The sequence below is a fragment of the Streptomyces gelaticus genome, from assembly GCF_014649535.1.
Taxonomy (GTDB): Bacteria; Actinomycetota; Actinomycetes; order Streptomycetales; family Streptomycetaceae; genus Streptomyces; species Streptomyces gelaticus.
The window spans coordinates 77,144-92,029 of sequence record NZ_BMTF01000014.1; the positions used below are offsets into that span (position 1 = coordinate 77,144).

16 protein-coding genes, 1 tRNA gene and 2 pseudogenes are annotated in these 14,886 nt (G+C 69.8%); 7 read left to right on the forward strand and 12 right to left on the reverse strand.

The window, feature by feature from the left end; genetic code table 11:
* Positions 1–95: 95 nt before the first annotated feature.
* The 4 genes and pseudogenes from IE107_RS35115 to IE107_RS20590 form a co-directional block, all read right to left on the reverse strand.
* A pseudogene (locus tag IE107_RS35115) lies at positions 96–311 on the reverse strand (hypothetical protein); the annotation flags it as partial.
* Between the two features lie 49 nt (positions 312–360).
* Positions 361–1,101, reverse strand: coding sequence for a sulfite exporter TauE/SafE family protein (locus IE107_RS20580; RefSeq protein ID WP_189545300.1), 741 nt, complete (start codon positions 1,099–1,101; stop codon positions 361–363).
* Positions 1,098–1,457: a rhodanese-like domain-containing protein gene (locus tag IE107_RS20585; protein ID WP_189545301.1), complete on the reverse strand. Its 360-nt coding sequence runs from the start codon at positions 1,455–1,457 to the stop codon at positions 1,098–1,100. Before IE107_RS20585 ends, IE107_RS20580 begins: the two co-directional genes overlap by 4 nt.
* 140 nt (positions 1,458–1,597) lie before the next feature.
* A pseudogene (locus tag IE107_RS20590) lies at positions 1,598–1,840 on the reverse strand (MBL fold metallo-hydrolase); the annotation flags it as partial.
* 334 nt (positions 1,841–2,174) lie between these two features.
* Here IE107_RS20590 and IE107_RS20595 point away from each other — a divergent pair.
* Together IE107_RS20595 and IE107_RS20600 are read left to right on the forward strand one after the other, a co-directional pair.
* Entirely contained in the window at positions 2,175–3,233 is a 1,059-nt protein-coding gene (locus IE107_RS20595) for an RNA ligase family protein (protein WP_189545302.1), read from the forward strand.
* Between the two features lie 80 nt (positions 3,234–3,313).
* Positions 3,314–3,643, forward strand: a complete 330-nt coding sequence (locus tag IE107_RS20600; protein ID WP_229867124.1) for a thioredoxin family protein — start codon at positions 3,314–3,316, stop codon at positions 3,641–3,643.
* Between the two features lie 327 nt (positions 3,644–3,970).
* Here the strand turns inward: IE107_RS20600 and IE107_RS20605 are convergent, their stop codons facing one another.
* Together IE107_RS20605 and IE107_RS20610 are read right to left on the reverse strand one after the other, a co-directional pair.
* Entirely contained in the window at positions 3,971–4,627 is a 657-nt protein-coding gene (locus IE107_RS20605; RefSeq protein ID WP_189545303.1) for a hypothetical protein, read from the reverse strand.
* A 117-nt stretch (positions 4,628–4,744) separates the two neighbouring features.
* Positions 4,745–5,455, reverse strand: coding sequence for a class I SAM-dependent methyltransferase (locus IE107_RS20610; RefSeq protein ID WP_229867125.1), 711 nt, complete (start codon positions 5,453–5,455; stop codon positions 4,745–4,747).
* Positions 5,456–5,819: 364 nt separating this feature from the next.
* Between IE107_RS20610 and IE107_RS20615 the strand changes: the two genes are divergently transcribed.
* A complete protein-coding gene (locus tag IE107_RS20615; protein WP_189545304.1) occupies positions 5,820–6,356 on the forward strand; it encodes a hypothetical protein in 537 nt (178 codons plus the stop codon).
* 376 nt (positions 6,357–6,732) lie between these two features.
* Complete coding sequence (locus IE107_RS20620; protein WP_229867126.1) at positions 6,733–7,449, forward strand: hypothetical protein; 717 nt, start codon at positions 6,733–6,735, stop codon at positions 7,447–7,449.
* 8 nt (positions 7,450–7,457) lie between these two features.
* Here IE107_RS20620 and IE107_RS20625 read toward each other — a convergent pair whose 3' ends face one another.
* Positions 7,458–7,604 carry a hypothetical protein gene (locus IE107_RS20625; RefSeq protein WP_189545306.1) on the reverse strand — a complete coding sequence of 49 codons (147 nt, stop codon included), beginning with the start codon at positions 7,602–7,604 and terminating at the stop codon, positions 7,458–7,460.
* Positions 7,605–7,828: 224 nt separating this feature from the next.
* Positions 7,829–8,314 (reverse strand): carboxymuconolactone decarboxylase family protein, encoded by a 486-nt coding sequence (locus IE107_RS20630; protein WP_189545307.1) that lies wholly within the window; start codon positions 8,312–8,314, stop codon positions 7,829–7,831.
* Between the two features lie 199 nt (positions 8,315–8,513).
* Here IE107_RS20630 and IE107_RS20635 point away from each other — a divergent pair, with 199 nt between their 5' ends.
* On the forward strand, positions 8,514–9,437 hold the full coding sequence (locus IE107_RS20635; protein ID WP_189545308.1) for an RNA polymerase sigma-70 factor: 924 nt from the start codon (positions 8,514–8,516) through the stop codon (positions 9,435–9,437).
* Positions 9,438–9,749: 312 nt separating this feature from the next.
* Positions 9,750–9,823 (forward strand) — tRNA-OTHER (locus IE107_RS20640).
* A gap of 15 nt (positions 9,824–9,838) precedes the next feature.
* On the opposite strand, the gene IE107_RS36165 is transcribed toward IE107_RS20640, so the two are convergent.
* Positions 9,839–10,102, reverse strand: a complete 264-nt coding sequence (locus tag IE107_RS36165; RefSeq protein WP_189545309.1) for a hypothetical protein — start codon at positions 10,100–10,102, stop codon at positions 9,839–9,841.
* A 206-nt stretch (positions 10,103–10,308) separates the two neighbouring features.
* Between IE107_RS36165 and IE107_RS20650 the strand changes: the two genes are divergently transcribed.
* Positions 10,309–11,514, forward strand: coding sequence for a hypothetical protein (locus IE107_RS20650; protein ID WP_229867127.1), 1,206 nt, complete (start codon positions 10,309–10,311; stop codon positions 11,512–11,514).
* Positions 11,515–11,563: 49 nt separating this feature from the next.
* On the opposite strand, the gene IE107_RS20655 is transcribed toward IE107_RS20650, so the two are convergent.
* From IE107_RS20655 to IE107_RS20665, 3 genes are read right to left on the reverse strand one after another with little or no spacing between them, the layout of a single operon-like run.
* A complete protein-coding gene (locus IE107_RS20655; RefSeq protein WP_189545310.1) occupies positions 11,564–12,484 on the reverse strand; it encodes a carbohydrate ABC transporter permease in 921 nt (306 codons plus the stop codon).
* On the reverse strand, positions 12,481–13,629 hold the full coding sequence (locus IE107_RS20660; RefSeq protein ID WP_189545311.1) for a carbohydrate ABC transporter permease: 1,149 nt from the start codon (positions 13,627–13,629) through the stop codon (positions 12,481–12,483). The genes IE107_RS20655 and IE107_RS20660 overlap by 4 nt, the downstream gene beginning before the upstream one ends.
* 5 nt (positions 13,630–13,634) lie before the next feature.
* A complete protein-coding gene (locus IE107_RS20665; protein ID WP_189545312.1) occupies positions 13,635–14,879 on the reverse strand; it encodes a sugar ABC transporter substrate-binding protein in 1,245 nt (414 codons plus the stop codon).
* Positions 14,880–14,886 lie beyond the last annotated feature (7 nt).

A 14,886-nucleotide genomic window follows, 5' to 3' on the forward strand; every position in this document is an offset into this window, starting at 1 on the left:
AGGAGCGGGCGGGATCGGTGTATGACCGGTCGCGCCTGTCATTTGACCGGGCAGCCGTGCCATCTGCGCGAGCGGAGACGGTCCATGACCAATGCTCATCGTCCCGATCCGGCCCAGGCGTCTCGGCGGCTGTCTCCTTTTCGATCACCTACATGCTCGCCCCCTGCTGATGCCCTCCTGAGGCAGGTGCGGTTGGTGCGGTTGCAGGGGAGTTTCCCGAGCAGGGTGGCCATGGCGCAGCTGTTGGAGAGGGGGGAGTGGACCAGACCGCCGGCGATGCCGGCGGAGAGCAGCTGGAAGGCGGGACGGACCGTCCTTTGGTTCGGGTGGGGCCGGGTCGGACAAGTGGGTGAGGGTGGATCAGATCAGGCTGTCGAGGAGCATGAAGGCAGCCACTGCGAGCAGGACGTAGGCGAAGACGTGCTGCAGGCGGTTGCCGGAGATCTTCGCGGCGAGGCGTTTGCCGTCCCAGGCACCGAGAATCGCGGCTCCGGCAAAGGGGGTGATGACGGCCCAGTCGAGACCGTCCGCGGTACCGGTGCGGGTGGCGAGCGCGGCGAGCGAGTTGATGATGATGACCAGGAGGCTGGTGCCGACGGCTGCCTTCATGCGCAGACCGACGACGCCGACGAGGGCGGGCACGGCGAGGAAGCCACCGCCGACGCCGAGCACGCCGGTGACGGCGCCCAGTCCGGCCCCGGCCCCTGCGGCCCTGGCCGGCCGCACCGGGGAATCGGTGGGACGACTGGGACGTAGCATCCGCCAAGCCGCGAGTGCGGCGATCACCGAGAACGCGACCGTGAGAACCGGGGCCGGGATCCGGCCGGCAGCGAGGCCGCCGAGCATGGCGGGGACGATGCCCGCAGCAGCGAACAGCAGCCCGGCCCGCCAACGGACGTTACCGTCCCGGGCGTGGGCGACCAGAGAGCTGATGGAGGTCGCAGCAACGATGATCAGGCTCGCGGTGGTGGCCGCAACGGGGCTGAAGCCGAGCAGGTAGATCAGTGGGGGCACGGCCAGCACGCTGCCGCCCCCGCCGAGTCCGCCCAGGGCCAGCCCGACTCCCCCTCCCGCCAGCAGGGCGAGGACGAGCTCGCTCATATGACGGTTCCCGCTCCCCCGGCAGTGCCCTGGACCGGCAGCCCCTGCCGGCCCCATGCCTGCATGCCGCCGGTGACATCGACTGCGTCCGCGCCCCGTGCGCGCAGTAGGCGGGCGGCGTCCTGGGACCGGCGTCCGGAGCGGCAGATCAGTACGAGGCGCGAGTCGGCGTACGCGGTGGGCACCTCGGCTCCGGCCGTCAGCCGGGACAGCGGCAGATGCTGTGCGCCGGGAATGTGACCGGCCCGCCACTCGTCGGTCTCGCGCACGTCCAGCAGAACGGCGGTGGCTTCCTGAAGCATGCGGTGGGCCTCCACGACGCCGAGGCGTGCGGTGCCGGAGCGGAAGATGGGCATGGTGGGAATCCTCTCGGTGTCGACAAGGGCTCGGACGGCGGCGCGGACGGTCAGGCCGGCCTCTGGCGCCCGGCGAAGACCGTGCGGCGGAACGAGGCCGGGGCCTCACCCGGGCGCAGCCAGCCGGACGGGGCGCCGGTCGCGGCGGGCGGCACCAGGCAGGCGGCGTCGGTGAACCGGGTCGGCTCCGGGCCGCCGGTCACGCAGTCGTTGCGGAGGTGCGTCTCCACCACGTATGTGATGCGCACCCCGCGCCGCGCGGCCGCCCCGATCACTCGGTCGCTGTCGCACGGCGCGTCCACCGCCACCGCGGCCTGCGCTCCCCCGGCCAGGCCGTGCCGGTTGCCCAGACTCTCGATCTCGATGGTGTCGATGAAGAACATGTGCCGCTCACCTCCTTGGATTGATACCCCCCAGGGTATTAAACCCACCGTAGCAGATTACCCCCGGGGGTATATCGAACGGGAAATCACCCTCATACCCCACATCCGCACTCAGGAAGGAAGACCACGGGATAGGACCGGACCGTACGCGTCGACGGCCGTGGGCGTGGAGGAACCAGAATCCGCTCGCCGAACGCGCGGATGTGACCCCGTTCACTACCCCCGAGCACTCCCGGCGCCCCTTGACCCAGGCCCTGCCTCTCCGATCACGATCGGGCTCTTCGGCAGTGAATCTCTGTTGCCCGGGTGTGGGGCGCACAGCGACAATTCCCGGATGTCTGACACTGCGTCTGCGGGTTCCGCATTGCGGCCGTATCCCAAGATCTCCGCGAGGGAGCGGCTCGGCCTGTCCGGGGCCCGGGAGTGGATCGCGGCGGAGAAGGTGCACGGGGCACACTTCGCGGTGGTCTGCGACGACACCGGGGCCCATCCGGCGAAGCGGCGTGAGTTGCTGGGTGATGAGGCGTTGGACGACTTCTTCGGCGTGAGCCGAATCTGGCCGACGCTGTCGGTGGCTGCTGCACGTTTCGCCTCGGCCACGCGCAGCGCGTGGGGCGAAGCTGCCGTGGTGACGATCTACGGCGAGCTCGCCGGCGGACGCTACCCGCACCCGGATGTCCCTGGTGTCGCAGGAACCGAGCCGGTGCAGACCGGCGTGTGGTACGCGCCGAACCTGGACTGGCTGCCGTTCGATGCCTCGGTCGAGAACGACGAAGGCCGGTGGTGGATCTCCGACCGTGCTCTGCGCGAATCGGCGGCCGCCGCAGGGCTCACCTGCGTTCCCGTTGTCGCGTACGGCGCGCTGAACAGGCTTCAGGAGTTGCCCTGCGCCTTCCCCACCAAGGTGCCGGCCCTTTTCGGGCTGCCCGAGCTGGTGGACAACCTCGCCGAGGGCTACGTCCTCAAGCCGGCCGGCGAATGGCAGGAGGTGGGTCCTGCGGGCATCGGCATCCGCCCGGTGGTGAAAGTGAAGCAGAAGGCATTCGCCGAGGACGAGCGCTTCGACGGCGCACGTCCCTATCTGGCGCCGCCGCAGGGTGCGGCGGGCGTTCCCGCCTGGCTCCTGGTCCAGGCATCGGCTCTGCTCACCCCCGCCCGCGCTGCCGCCGCGGTGAGCAAGCTCGGACCCCATGCCCCCGCGGACGCTGTTGCAGAGGAGATCACACGGGACGTGACGGAAGAACTCTCCGAAGCCCTGGGAGGAATGGAGGAGTCACTCCTGCATGCTCTGGGACAGGCTCTCCGGCCCGGAGTGCACTCGTTGGCCGCGTTCGACGCCGAGGACCGGCGCCCCTCTCGTACCGACCGGAGAGGAAGGAACCGTGGACGGTGACGGCACCCAACGGCCGATGTCCGGAACGGGCCGGAACGTCTAACGTCGTTCCAGGAGCTACGAGCTGGGAGGACGACATCATGCGGATCACCGTGCTGACCGTACCGGAGTGCCCCAACGGCCCGGTCGTGCGGGAGCGGATCGCAGCCGCGCTGGCCGGGCGGCAGGCCGAAGTGCAGCTGGTCGAGGTGTCCGACCAGGCGGAGGCAGAGCGCGTCGGGATGACCGGCTCACCCACCGTCCTCCTCGACGGTGTTGATCCGTTCGCGCGGGCCGGGGCGGTGCCGAGCGTGTCATGCCGCATCTATCGGGAGGCCGACGGCAGGGCGGACGGTGCGCCGAGCGTGGAGGCACTGAGCAAGGCCCTTGCTGCGGCGGGCCCGGCCGCACCGGCGGACGCGGACTGCTGAGGTCCGGAGCCTCCGCCCTGGTGGGCCAGGGCGGGCAAGGCCGTGTCGCCCCGGTGGAGGGCGGGCTGCGGGCGGTGCAGCAGGCAGTACAGCCTCACCTCGCCGCCAACGGCCGGTCCCGTTCCGAATCGGCCGGCACCGCCACTTCACCCGCGGCACCCATCCCACAACCGTGACCGCGACGGCGATGCAGTGGTTGTCCGGGTGGGACAGGGATTCGCGTCGCCCTTCGCCGCCGAGGTACTCGGTGAGCGGCGGCGAGCCGCAGCCGGCCGGGCCCGGACCCGAGGGTCATCGGTTGTCCGGCCGGGGCGGGGCGTGGACCGCCTACGGGTAGCCGATGCCCCTGATCTCGGCCGCCAACTGTTCCAGTGTCACATCGGGGTTGAGCGCCGTGACGACCTCTGGGGTCAGCGGACGCATCGCGTAGATGTGGCGTACGCAGTCGGTGTCCACCGGGGTGTCGAAGTAACTCCGGGCCCAGTCGGCAAACGTCTCGGGCGTACCGTCCACGAGGAACGAGAACAAGTACGACGCACCATCGGGGTCACCGCCTTCGCCGTCGTAATCGATCTCTCCCGTTCGCCACCGGTCGTCGCCGCTCTCGCGCCACAGGCAGGCCGTCACATGCGGAATCCCGCCCGCGGCGAAGCACGGCTCGTCGACGCAGGACCGGAACACCTCCGGCACCGAGTCCACGACTCCAGGCCAGACGCTCCCGTCGCCCGCGTACGGGCTCATGGGCGACTCGTGATCGAACCCGCGGATGTACACGCCCTCGGGCGAGAAGATCACCGAGTACTCGTCGCCTGCTCCGCTGTTCATCCAGCCCAGTTCGCGTCCTGGGGACCAGTGGGCATCGAATCCGTGTCTGCGGTACGGACTACCGGGCGCGAGGATCGCCTCCACCATTGCCATGGAGCGGCACAGATCACGCAGGGTCGGAATGTCGGGAAGTCGCCGTGCGATGTCATGAACGGTCATGCCCTCACTTCAGCAGACGCCTCTGACAAGCGAACACCGCCGCCATGACGGAAAGACGCACCCGGACCGCCTCGCCACAACATCAACTCTGATACGCGCGGCTGCCGTTACGCATCCCTATGCGGTCCCGGAAGGCGCGTTGCCGACCCCTTCCGCTCGGAGGACCAGGCAGCTCCATCGGACGTCGTCACGACCATGAAGATCGGGACGCTCGCCGCAATGGACGATGCGCAATCCGTGCACGCTCCCCAACTCGGCTGTCTCAGCCGCAGACACGTCGAACATGTGGCGGCCCTCGGGCACAGGGCCGTGACGGAGATTCACGAAGAAACGTCCGCCGGAAACCAGCAACGCGGTGATCCTGGCCATCGCCCGTCGACGTTCCTCGGCGTCCAGATGCATCCACACCGCGGTGACGAAGACCGCGTCGAACCGGTCCAGGAGCCCGCTCAGTGTCAGGTCCGGGAGGGCGTCATCGACCCATTCGATGCCACTGCCCGGGTGAAGTCGCTGGGCGTGATGCCGGAGTTCCGGCGTCGGCTCGACAGCCACGACCCTGTGTCCGCGAGCCGCCAACGCGGCGGCATCGCGCCCGGTTCCCGCGCCCACGTCCAGAATCCGGCCCGGGTTCACAGGGACGAACCGCAGCACGTCGCGGTGGACTTCGTCGAAGGTGACTTCCTCGTACTGAACCGCGAGCGCATCCGCCGCCTCGGCATACCCGGCGGTTCCGCGTCGCGGATACCGACCGGCCGCGGCTGGAGCTGGATGATCACTCATGGCCGAAGGGTACCGGCACCGCCTCCTCACCGTGGTGAAGTCGAGCACGCACTCCGAGCCGGGCGAATGCCGGTGAGCCGGGCGGAGTTGGTGAGGCGCGCCCGACGACCGGAGTCACGCCGACCGGCGAGGGCCATGAGGACCGTGAGATCGATGACGGTCCCGTCACAACCCTCAGGGATGCAGGTCGGCGCGGATACGGGCCTGGCCTGCGATGCCGGCTGCGCCCTCGGCTTCTGCCTCGGCCTCGCCTCGGCAGCCTTCGGACGCGCAGTGGACGGTACCTCCCGACGGACCTTCTCGAGGCCCGCTCCCTGCGGAGCGATCATCCGCGATTCCTCGGACGACCACCCCAGCAGCAGCTACCGTATGAACTCGCCACATTACCCAAAGTCACTCCGGAAGGAATCCTGTGTCATCACCCTGCGACCCCGCATACGCTCCTGCCGGCGATGTGGGTGTAGCGCTCATGGCGATCGACTCCCGGCTCAAGGCCATCTACGACGGCCGGACCGGTACAGACTCCGAACAGCAGCAGCTGATGGACCAGTTCACCGCGTCACTGGGACCCGAGGAAGCCAATGACGTACTGGACGGCGCGTGCACACTCATCTACATGTTCATGCAGTGGCTCCGGATGGCCTACGAAGAACACGACAAGGACGTCATCGAATACGTGGTGCCCGGCTTCGTGACCTCGCTGCGCATGATGCCCAGGAGCATCCGTCCGGAAGTCATCCCCACCATGACCGGCCTGGTGGTCGCGGCCGGCACCGGCCTGAGCCCCAGCCTGTGGCGCAAGCAGTACGGAGACTGGACCGGGGACGAGATGAATTCGCTGGAAGCCACTGCCTTGCTGCTCGCGGAGCACATCAATCGGCTCACTGACGACCGCGACTTCGCCGCCCGCATGATCACCGAAGCTCTTTCCGCAACGACCCAGGACTGACGCGTCCGTCCACGTCTGCGCTCCATGCTCACCGATCCGTCAGCAGCCGATCACGTCCGCGCCGCCCTCGTCCGACAGATCGACAGATCGGCGCCGCCATGCCCACGGCCGAGGACGCCGAGCTGCACGCGGCGCTGATCGTCACCACCTTGCTGCGCGTCCCCCTCGGCCCGACCGGCCTTCGTGACGCCACGGGCGGCCGAGGGCGGACTTCGGGCTACGTGCGGGGGGCCCTGCTGAGGCCCCTTGTGAACCGGAGCAGTCAATTGATGGAATGTCCACCGGCGTACGCAGCGGGTGCTCGGGGACGCCGCGACAGACACAGAACGGGAATGGCGGGGCCGGGACGAGCGTGCACGAGAACCAGGGGGCGGCCTTGAATGCCCGGGCACTGCCGTCGCGAGCCCTGGCCCGTGAGGCCGATCGGGCGCGGCGGCTCCTGACCAGTGGAGAGTGGCGCCCAGTCACGGCGGACTCCGAGGCAGCAACGGCCGTCCTGGCCCGCCTCGCGGCCCCGCTTCCGGCCAGGCGTGCAACGGCTGCACGGATACTGGCCACGGACCGGGACCGGCGCCTCCAACGCATCCTGCGCACCGCCCTCCACCACCTCGACGCAGGCGTCGTCAGCCCGCCCGCAGTGGCCCTTCTGGCAGCCGTCGCACGCGCCTTCCTGCCCTGGCACGCCGCCCCGAACCCGCCGCGCGCAGCGGCGGCACCGAGATACGGGACCCCGGCAGGGACAGCGAACGGCCTGGTCGTGCCGCCGACAGAGGCCGGCGAGGCCCTGCTCCCCGAGCTGATCACGCTGTTCACCATGCTGGCCTCGGCAAGCAGGGCCGGTACCACCCCGCTCGCTCCCCCGGTCGAGCCCTGGCAGGTCCGGTACGCGGGCCGCTTCCGTCGTTACGGCAGGCCCGCTTTCGGGGTGTGGACGGCCGAGACCGTGAGCTGCCCGGCGTGCGGCGGTGAGGACGGCCCGTGGACGGTGACCTGTGATGGGCGCCTGATCTCGCTGGGCTGTCCGTGCGGGGTGGTGACCCACGATCACGGCCTCGCCTTCTCCGAGGTCTGGCTTCTCCTGCCGGACGCGTGACCCCGGGGCTACTTGTCCGTGGATGAGCGCCCGCTCCGCTTGTTCCAAGGGATGTGGGTGGCGAGCAGGTCACCCACCGCGCCGACCACGTTGACCGCGAGCCAGCCCACGCCCTTCAGGACTCGCACGACCGCGGAACCCGCGACCTCCTCCATGTTCCTGTCCCCTCATGCCTGCCCCCGTGGCTCGCTTCGATCTTGGAGACGCGTGCTGTCACCCCTCGGTTGCCCGGAGGAACACGCTTCCGTGTCGCCTTGCAGTGATCGCGGACCATGCAGGCCCGAGATCTTGCCCGCCCTGCGCAGGGTGTGTCAGGTGGCCATGCCGTCGGGCCGGCCTCGATCATTCGATCCGGGCCGGCCCGACGACATGGATGTGATCAGCCTGCGACGGTGGCGAGATCGCCGGGCTCGTAGGCGCCGCCCCGGTTGTTGAGGATCACGCCGAGCCGGTTGGTCGCGTTGATCACGGCGATCAGGGAGACCAGCGCGATGGTCCGGTCGTCGTCATAGTGCTGGCGCACCTGGGCCCAGGTCTCGTCGGAGACGCCCTCGTGGCCGTCGATGATGCGGGTGCCCTCCTCGGTGAGAGCGAGCGCGGCCCGCTCGGCCTCGGTGAAAACGGTGGAGTGGCGCCAGGCGGCGACCAGGTTCAGCCGGGCCGAGGTCTCGCCGGAGGCGGCGGCGTCCTTGGTGTGGATGTCGACGCAGAAACCGCAGCCATTGATCTGGCTGGCGCGCAGCTGCACCAGCTCCTGGGTCGATTTGGGCAGAGGCGACTCCTGGATCACTTGGCTGACGGCAAAGATCCGCTTGCCGATCCTGGCGCCGATCTCGTGGGCGAACAGGTTCATACGGGGTTCCATCACAACGTCCTCGCTCGTGGAATCGTGTGCCGCGCGGATCGTCCGCGCAGCATCCTGACGCACACAAGGCGCCGGTCGCCGCGGCCCTGTGACAGCACGGCGATGTGACGAAAGCCACCGCCGCGCTCCGTCACAGGAGAGCGATGGGCGGCGTCTTGTGCGCGACACGGACAAGAGGCGCGACAGTCAGGAGCCGACGATGGACGAGCGCACCGAGCGGGCGACCGGCACGACCGGGCCCAGCACTCACGCCGGGCGGACGGATTCCCCCACCGAGGCGTTCATCGCCCACCGCAACCTGCTCTTCACCGTTGCCTACGAGATGCTCGGCTCCGCCACCGACGCCGAGGACGTCCTTCAGGAGACCTGGCTGCGCTGGGCGGACATCGACCACGACACGGTGCGGGACCCTCGCGCCTTCCTGGTCCGCATCACCACCCGCCAGGCCTTGACCCGGCTGCGTACGCTGCGCCGGCGCAAGGAGTCCTACGTCGGCCCGTGGCTGCCCGAACCCCTGCTGACCGCGCCCGATGTCGCCGAGGACATCGAGTTGGCCGACAACGTCTCCATGGCGATGCTGCTCGTGCTGGAGACGCTCGCGCCGACCGAGCGGGCCGTGTTCGTGCTGCGCGAGGTGTTCGAGCTCGGGTACGACGAGATCGCGCAGGCGGTCGACAAGTCCCCGGCCGCCGTCCGGCAGATCGCCCACCGCGCGCGGGCCCACGTCACGGCGCGCCGACCGCGTGAGGCGGTCTCCCCGGCCGAGACGCGCAGTGTGATCGCCGCTTTTCAACAGGCTGTCGAAACCGGCGACTTGCAGCGCCTGCTCGACATGATCGCTCCGGATGTCGTGCTGCTGACCGACGGCGGTGGAGTCGTACGGGCCGCACTGGAGCCCGTCGTGGGCGCCGAGACAGTGGTCGACGTGCTGAGCAGGCTCATGTCCGCAACCTTGCAGCCGACCAGGGTCAACGGCCGCCCTGCACTGATCCTGCGCAAGGAAGGCCGGATCGACACCGTCCTGGCGGTGCGCGTCGAAGACGGCCTCATCGCCGGCCTCTACGCAGTCCGCAATCCCGAGAAGCTGTCACGCCTCGACCGGGAGACTGCGATCGGCCGCTGAACCGGAAGGGAAGGCGCGCCCACGCGTCGGTCACCGTGTTGTCGTACCGGCCCTACTCCCCGTCGGTCGTCGGACCGTAGCAGTGGGCGAGATCCGTCCAGGGGATCCGGCCCTGGTCGACGAGGGACCACGTGGCCGGTCGCACATGCGAGCCGGACATCGTCTGTCGCCGCCGAGGATCTGGATGACGCGCTGGGCCCGCCGCCATCGCTGGAACTCCGGCCCGCAGTACGGACGGAGATCGAGCCATCGTCGCCTTCGGCAATTCAAGGGCGCCCGAATGCGGGTGAGTTGTATGATCAGCAGCGGGATGGGGCTCGTAGCGCAGTGGTCGTCGCGCCTTCACCGCGTGTGGGAGGACGCCGGTTCGAATCCGGCCGGCCCCATCCCGTCCCAGCAGGTCACCCGTTGATGTCCAGGTGGCTGTCGGTTGAATTCCTGCACGCGTGGTGCCGCAGCGCGGTCGCCGGGCAGTTGACCGGGCTCGGTGTGAGCGTACTCAACGGCCCCGGCACGAAAGCGACGGCGGTGACCCGCGATGCGGTGCGGCTCAGCGACGGGCTTCGGTCGCCGAGCAAATTGACCATCCGGCACGCCGGATCCGGCGTGCCGGACCTGGCCGCACGCAGCGCACCGAGCACCGGCGCCCTGGGCCGCTTGCTCATGGACGAGACGTTGACCAGTACGCATCGTCGCTGCCGGGGACTCGGCGGCACCGTCGGCGGCCTGCCGCCGCGGATGAGCTGTCGGCCCGCGGTGCCGCTGGGCGCACGGGCCGTCGACGGCGGAGCAGCCACTTGGCCGGCCCCGCGCCGGAAGCGAGTCGGCCGCTGATTACGTTCCCGGGCCGGGCAGCGGCTACCGTGCTGTTGTGCTGATCAACGGGGAGGACATGGGATCCGGGACCGCGCTGCTGATCGCGGCGGCCCCGGCCGGCAAGGGCTGTCTCATCGACGCGACCAGTGCTCTGCCCACGCTCGCCGCGGTCCCGCCCGGCGTCCTGGCCGGCGCGGCGGCGGCCACCCTCGTGGAACTCGCCGACCCGACCGACCCGCAGACCGTCCTCACCCGCATCCGCGCGGCAGCAGCCGCGCCCGGCCCGCTCACCCTTTACATAGCCGGTCAGCTCCACCTCGACCACAAGCAGCGCCTGATCCATCTCGCACTCGCCCGGACGACCACGCCGGCCACGCTGCGCTACACCGCACTGCCCTGGCACTGGCTGGCCAGCGAACTCAAGCTGCGCCGACCGGGTTCCACCACCGTCGTCATCGACATGGTCGCCGCCCAGGACGCCTGGCAGCAGCTCCGTGCCGAGGGCCTTGTTCTCGGTTACGGGATCCGCCTGTACGGCCGGATCGTCCCGCCACCGCCCCGCCGTCAGATCGCGGAGCCGGCCTATTTGAAGGCCTTCGCCACCACCTGGCGCAGTGGCCTCAACCCGCCGCTCGCCCGGCTCCACGAACAGGCCGCCGCCCAGGTCGGCCCCGACGACGCACTCTTCCTGTCCATCGGCGACCCGGCCACGCTCTCCGTCCCCTCCCCTGTGGCGCCGGCTGCCCAGGCAGCGCAGCAGCCCCACCAGGCGCCTGTTCCGGTCGCGGAGACGACCGGGGCGACGGCCGAAGAGGATCCGCTGCCCGCGATTCTTGCCGCGGCCCAGGCGGGGCGGCACGGCGAGGCCGCGTCGCTCGCGGCGATATGGGAGGGGTGGGCTCTGCGTACCCACGGCGTGGGCTCCGTGCAGGCCATCCACTGGCTGGAGGTCCGGGCCGACCTCGCTCGTCTGGCCGACGATCCGGCGCGCAGCTGCGAGCTGTGGATGGCTGCCGCCGACGCCCGCCTGGCCCGGCAGCAGCCGCCGGACGACCCGGCCGTGGAGAGCGCCGTGGACCGCGCCCACCACCAGTGGCAGCAACTTCGCGACCCGCAGCGGGCCCGGGAACTCGGCCCGCCCCTGGACGCCTTGCGCCACCACGTGCCCGGCCGGCGCCCCGGAGCGGTCGATGCCGTCCGGCACCGGCTGGACCTGCTGGACACCCAGCCCACGGCGACAGCCCGAGGCGCGGCGCCTTGACGAAACAAGGCGGCCCTCGGACCGTCCCCGGGGCGCACGCCGAGCATCCTCACTCCTTGACCGCGCCCGCGTTGGCGCCACTGACGAAGTAGCGCTGGAAGCAGAAGAAGAGCGCGGCCACCGGAAGGGTGGACAGCAGGGCCGCCGCGAGTTTCAGCGGGTACTGCGTTCCACCGCCGAGCCCGCCCGAGACGAAGCGGGCCAAACCCGTGGTCAGCGTCTCGTACTGACCCGACTGCGTGCTGACGAGGAAGTGCGTGAACTCGTTCCACGACCCCTGGAACGACAGGATCGTCAGGGTGATCAATGCCGGTCTGGCCATCGGCAGGACGACGGACCAGAAGATCCGGAACACCCCGGCCCCGTCGACCCGTGCCGCTTCCTCGACCTCGCGCGGCACCGACTCGAAGAACTGCTTCATGATGAAGATGCCCGCCGCGTCCACCAGCAACGGCAGGATCATGCCGGTGTAGGTGTCGAAGAGGCCGAAGGTGTTCAGCACCAGGAACTTCGGGATGAGCAGGGCCACACCGGGCACCGCCATCACGGCGAGCACGAAGCCGAACAGTATCGAGCGGCCCCGGAACCGCAGCCGTGCCAGCGCATATCCCGCCATGGAGTCGAACAGCACCCGGCCCGCCGTCACCAGCACCGCGATCAGAGCCGAGTTGCCCAGCCAGCGCAGGAAGGGCACCCCGTCCGCGGCCTGGCTGAGCCCGAACAGCCGCTGGTACGCGGCCGTGGTCGGAGTGGTCGGCAGCAGGGCCAACGGGTGCGCTGCGGCGTCCGGGTCCGTCTTGAAGCCGGTCACCAACTGAAGGGCGAACGGCAGCAGGTAGAGCAGGCCCAGCCCGGCCACCGCGGCGTACCCCACCAGCCGCCAGGGCAGGCGGAATCGGCTCAGGACGGGTCGGCCCCGGTCCTGCGGAGTGCGGCGGGCCCGGTCGCTCACGGCCGTGGCGGCGGTCATCGGTTTCTCCCGGTACGTACGCCGCGCTCCCGCAGCACCCAGCGCTGGAACGCGGTCAGGACGAGGATCAGGGCGAGCAGGATGAACGCGATCGCCGAGCCCTGCCCGAAGTCCGCGTTGTCGAAGCCCGCCGAGTACGACAGGAAGGCGGGCGTGAGCGTCGTATTGCCCGGGGCGCCCTGGCCCATCACGTACACCTGGTCGAACACCTGCCAGGTGGAGATCAGCCCGAGTGTCAGAACGAGGAACAGCACGGGCCGCAGGGCGGGCAGCGTCACGTGCCACAGCATCTGCCGGCGGTTGACGCCCTCCATCGCCGCCGACTCCTCCAGCTCGCGCGGGATGTTCTGGAGCGCCGCGAGGAAGATCAGCATGAAGGTGCCGGAGGTCGTCCACACGGCAAGCAGGATGAGCGTGCACATCGCGACCGAGGGGCCCGAGAGCCACTCGAACCACGACAGCCCCAGCGTGGAGTGATCGGCCAGCATGCCGGTGGGGCGTTGGGGGTCGACGGCTCCCAGCCCTCCCAGGACCAGGGAGAGCACCCCGCGCGGGTCCGCGAACCAGTTCGGTCCCTTGATCCCGATCCAGGACAGCAGGGAGTTGACGGCTCCACTGCCCTGGAAGAGGAAGAGGAAGACCGTGGAGACGGCGATGGAGCTGGTGACGGACGGGAAGTAGAACGTCGTGCGCAGGGCCCCGCGCCCCCGCAGCAGTCTCTGGTTGACGATCAGGGCCAGGACCAGTGCCAGCAAGGTCTGCAGGGGGACGGTCAGCAGGACGTAATAGAGGTTGTTGCGCAGGGACGTGGCGAACAGGGTGCGGTCGAGCCCGTCCTGTGTGAGCAGCGACCGGTAGTTGTCCAGGCCGACGAAATCGGCCTGCCCGGAGAACGGGTTGGACTGGCCGTCCCAGTGCAGCAGGCTCACCCACAGCGCCATCAGGATGGGCAGCACCATGAACAGTCCGAGGACGAGCACCATGGGGCTGACGAACAGCCAGCCCCAGGTGCCCTCCCCGCGAAGGCCCGCGCGCCGGGTGCGGGCCTTCGCGGTCGTGCCGGCCTCGCCGGGCGCGCTGTCAGGTGCGCCGGGCGAGCCGGTGGTACGGGAGACTCCGCGCACGCGCGTCGTGCGGATGGGCATGGGGCTCAGTTGCCCTTCGCGATCGCCTGTTCGCCGTTGCGCTGGAGGTCGGCGAGGATCCTCTTCGGGTCGGCGGTGCGCAGCGACTGCAGATCGGTGTTGAACTGGCTCAGGACCTTGTCGAAGCCGGCGATCGTCACCGGGCCCTGGGCGTGGGCGCTGCCGTCCACCCAGGCCTTGGCGGCGGGCCGCTTCTCGGCGTACGTCTTGAGTGCGCTCGTCCGCGACGGCATGACTCCGAACGCGTCGGCGAAGGCGAGTTGCTGCTTGGCCGAGGTCAGGTGCTTCACGAGGTCGACGCCCGCATCGCGGTGCGCGCTGTCGGCGGCAACGCCCCAGCAGTTGCTGAAGGCGAGCGTGCCCTGGCCGGCCGGCCCCGCGGGCAGCGGCGCGACGGCGTACTTCACCTCGGGGTAGTCGAGCTTCATGCCGCCTTCGAGCCAGTTGCCCTCGATGGTCATCGCGGCCTTGCCCTTGCCGAGCGCCTCACCGCCCCAGCTGGTGTCCACCTGCTTGGCGAACTTCATCGAGCCCGACTTGAGCAGGGACTGGACGAAGGCGAGCCCCTTGGCGTTCTCCGCGGTGTCCGCGGTCATCTTCTTCTGGTCCGGGTCGGTGAGCCAGCCGCCCGCCTGCTGCATGAAGACGCCGAGCCGCTGGTACTCGTCGCTGGTGACCAGGCCGGTGACACCGTTCCTGGTGAGCTCGGCCGCGACGGTCCTCAGCTCTTCCCAGCTCTTGGGGTAGTCCTTCTCCGTCAGCCCGGCCTTCTTCCACAGGTCGGTGTTGATGGCCAGTCCGAGGGTGGAGGTGTCCTTGGGCAGACAGACCAGCTTCCCGTCGTACGAGAAGGAGTTGCGCAACTGCTCGGAGAAGTCGGCGGCGTCGGATATCCGGTCCCCGTACGGGTACAGCGAGCCGCCCTTCGCGTAGTTCGCGAACTGGTCGGAGTTGACGTAGAAGACGTCCGGCGGCTTGTGCCCGGCGAAGGACTGGGCGAGCTGCTGGTTCATGTCCTTGGCGATCTCGACGGAGACCGTGTTGCCCGACTGCTTCGCGTACGCGGCGGCGGCGGCCTTGACCGCCCGGGTCTCGGCGTCCCCGGAGGTGGCGATCAGTACGGTCAGCTTCTGCTTGGCCGCCTTGTCCTGTTCCGGCTCCTTGTCGTTGCCGAAGTTGGACGAGCAGCCGGTCGCGGCCAGCAGCGTCGCGCAGGTGGCGAGCGCGGCGACGGCCATACGGGTTCCCATGAGTTCC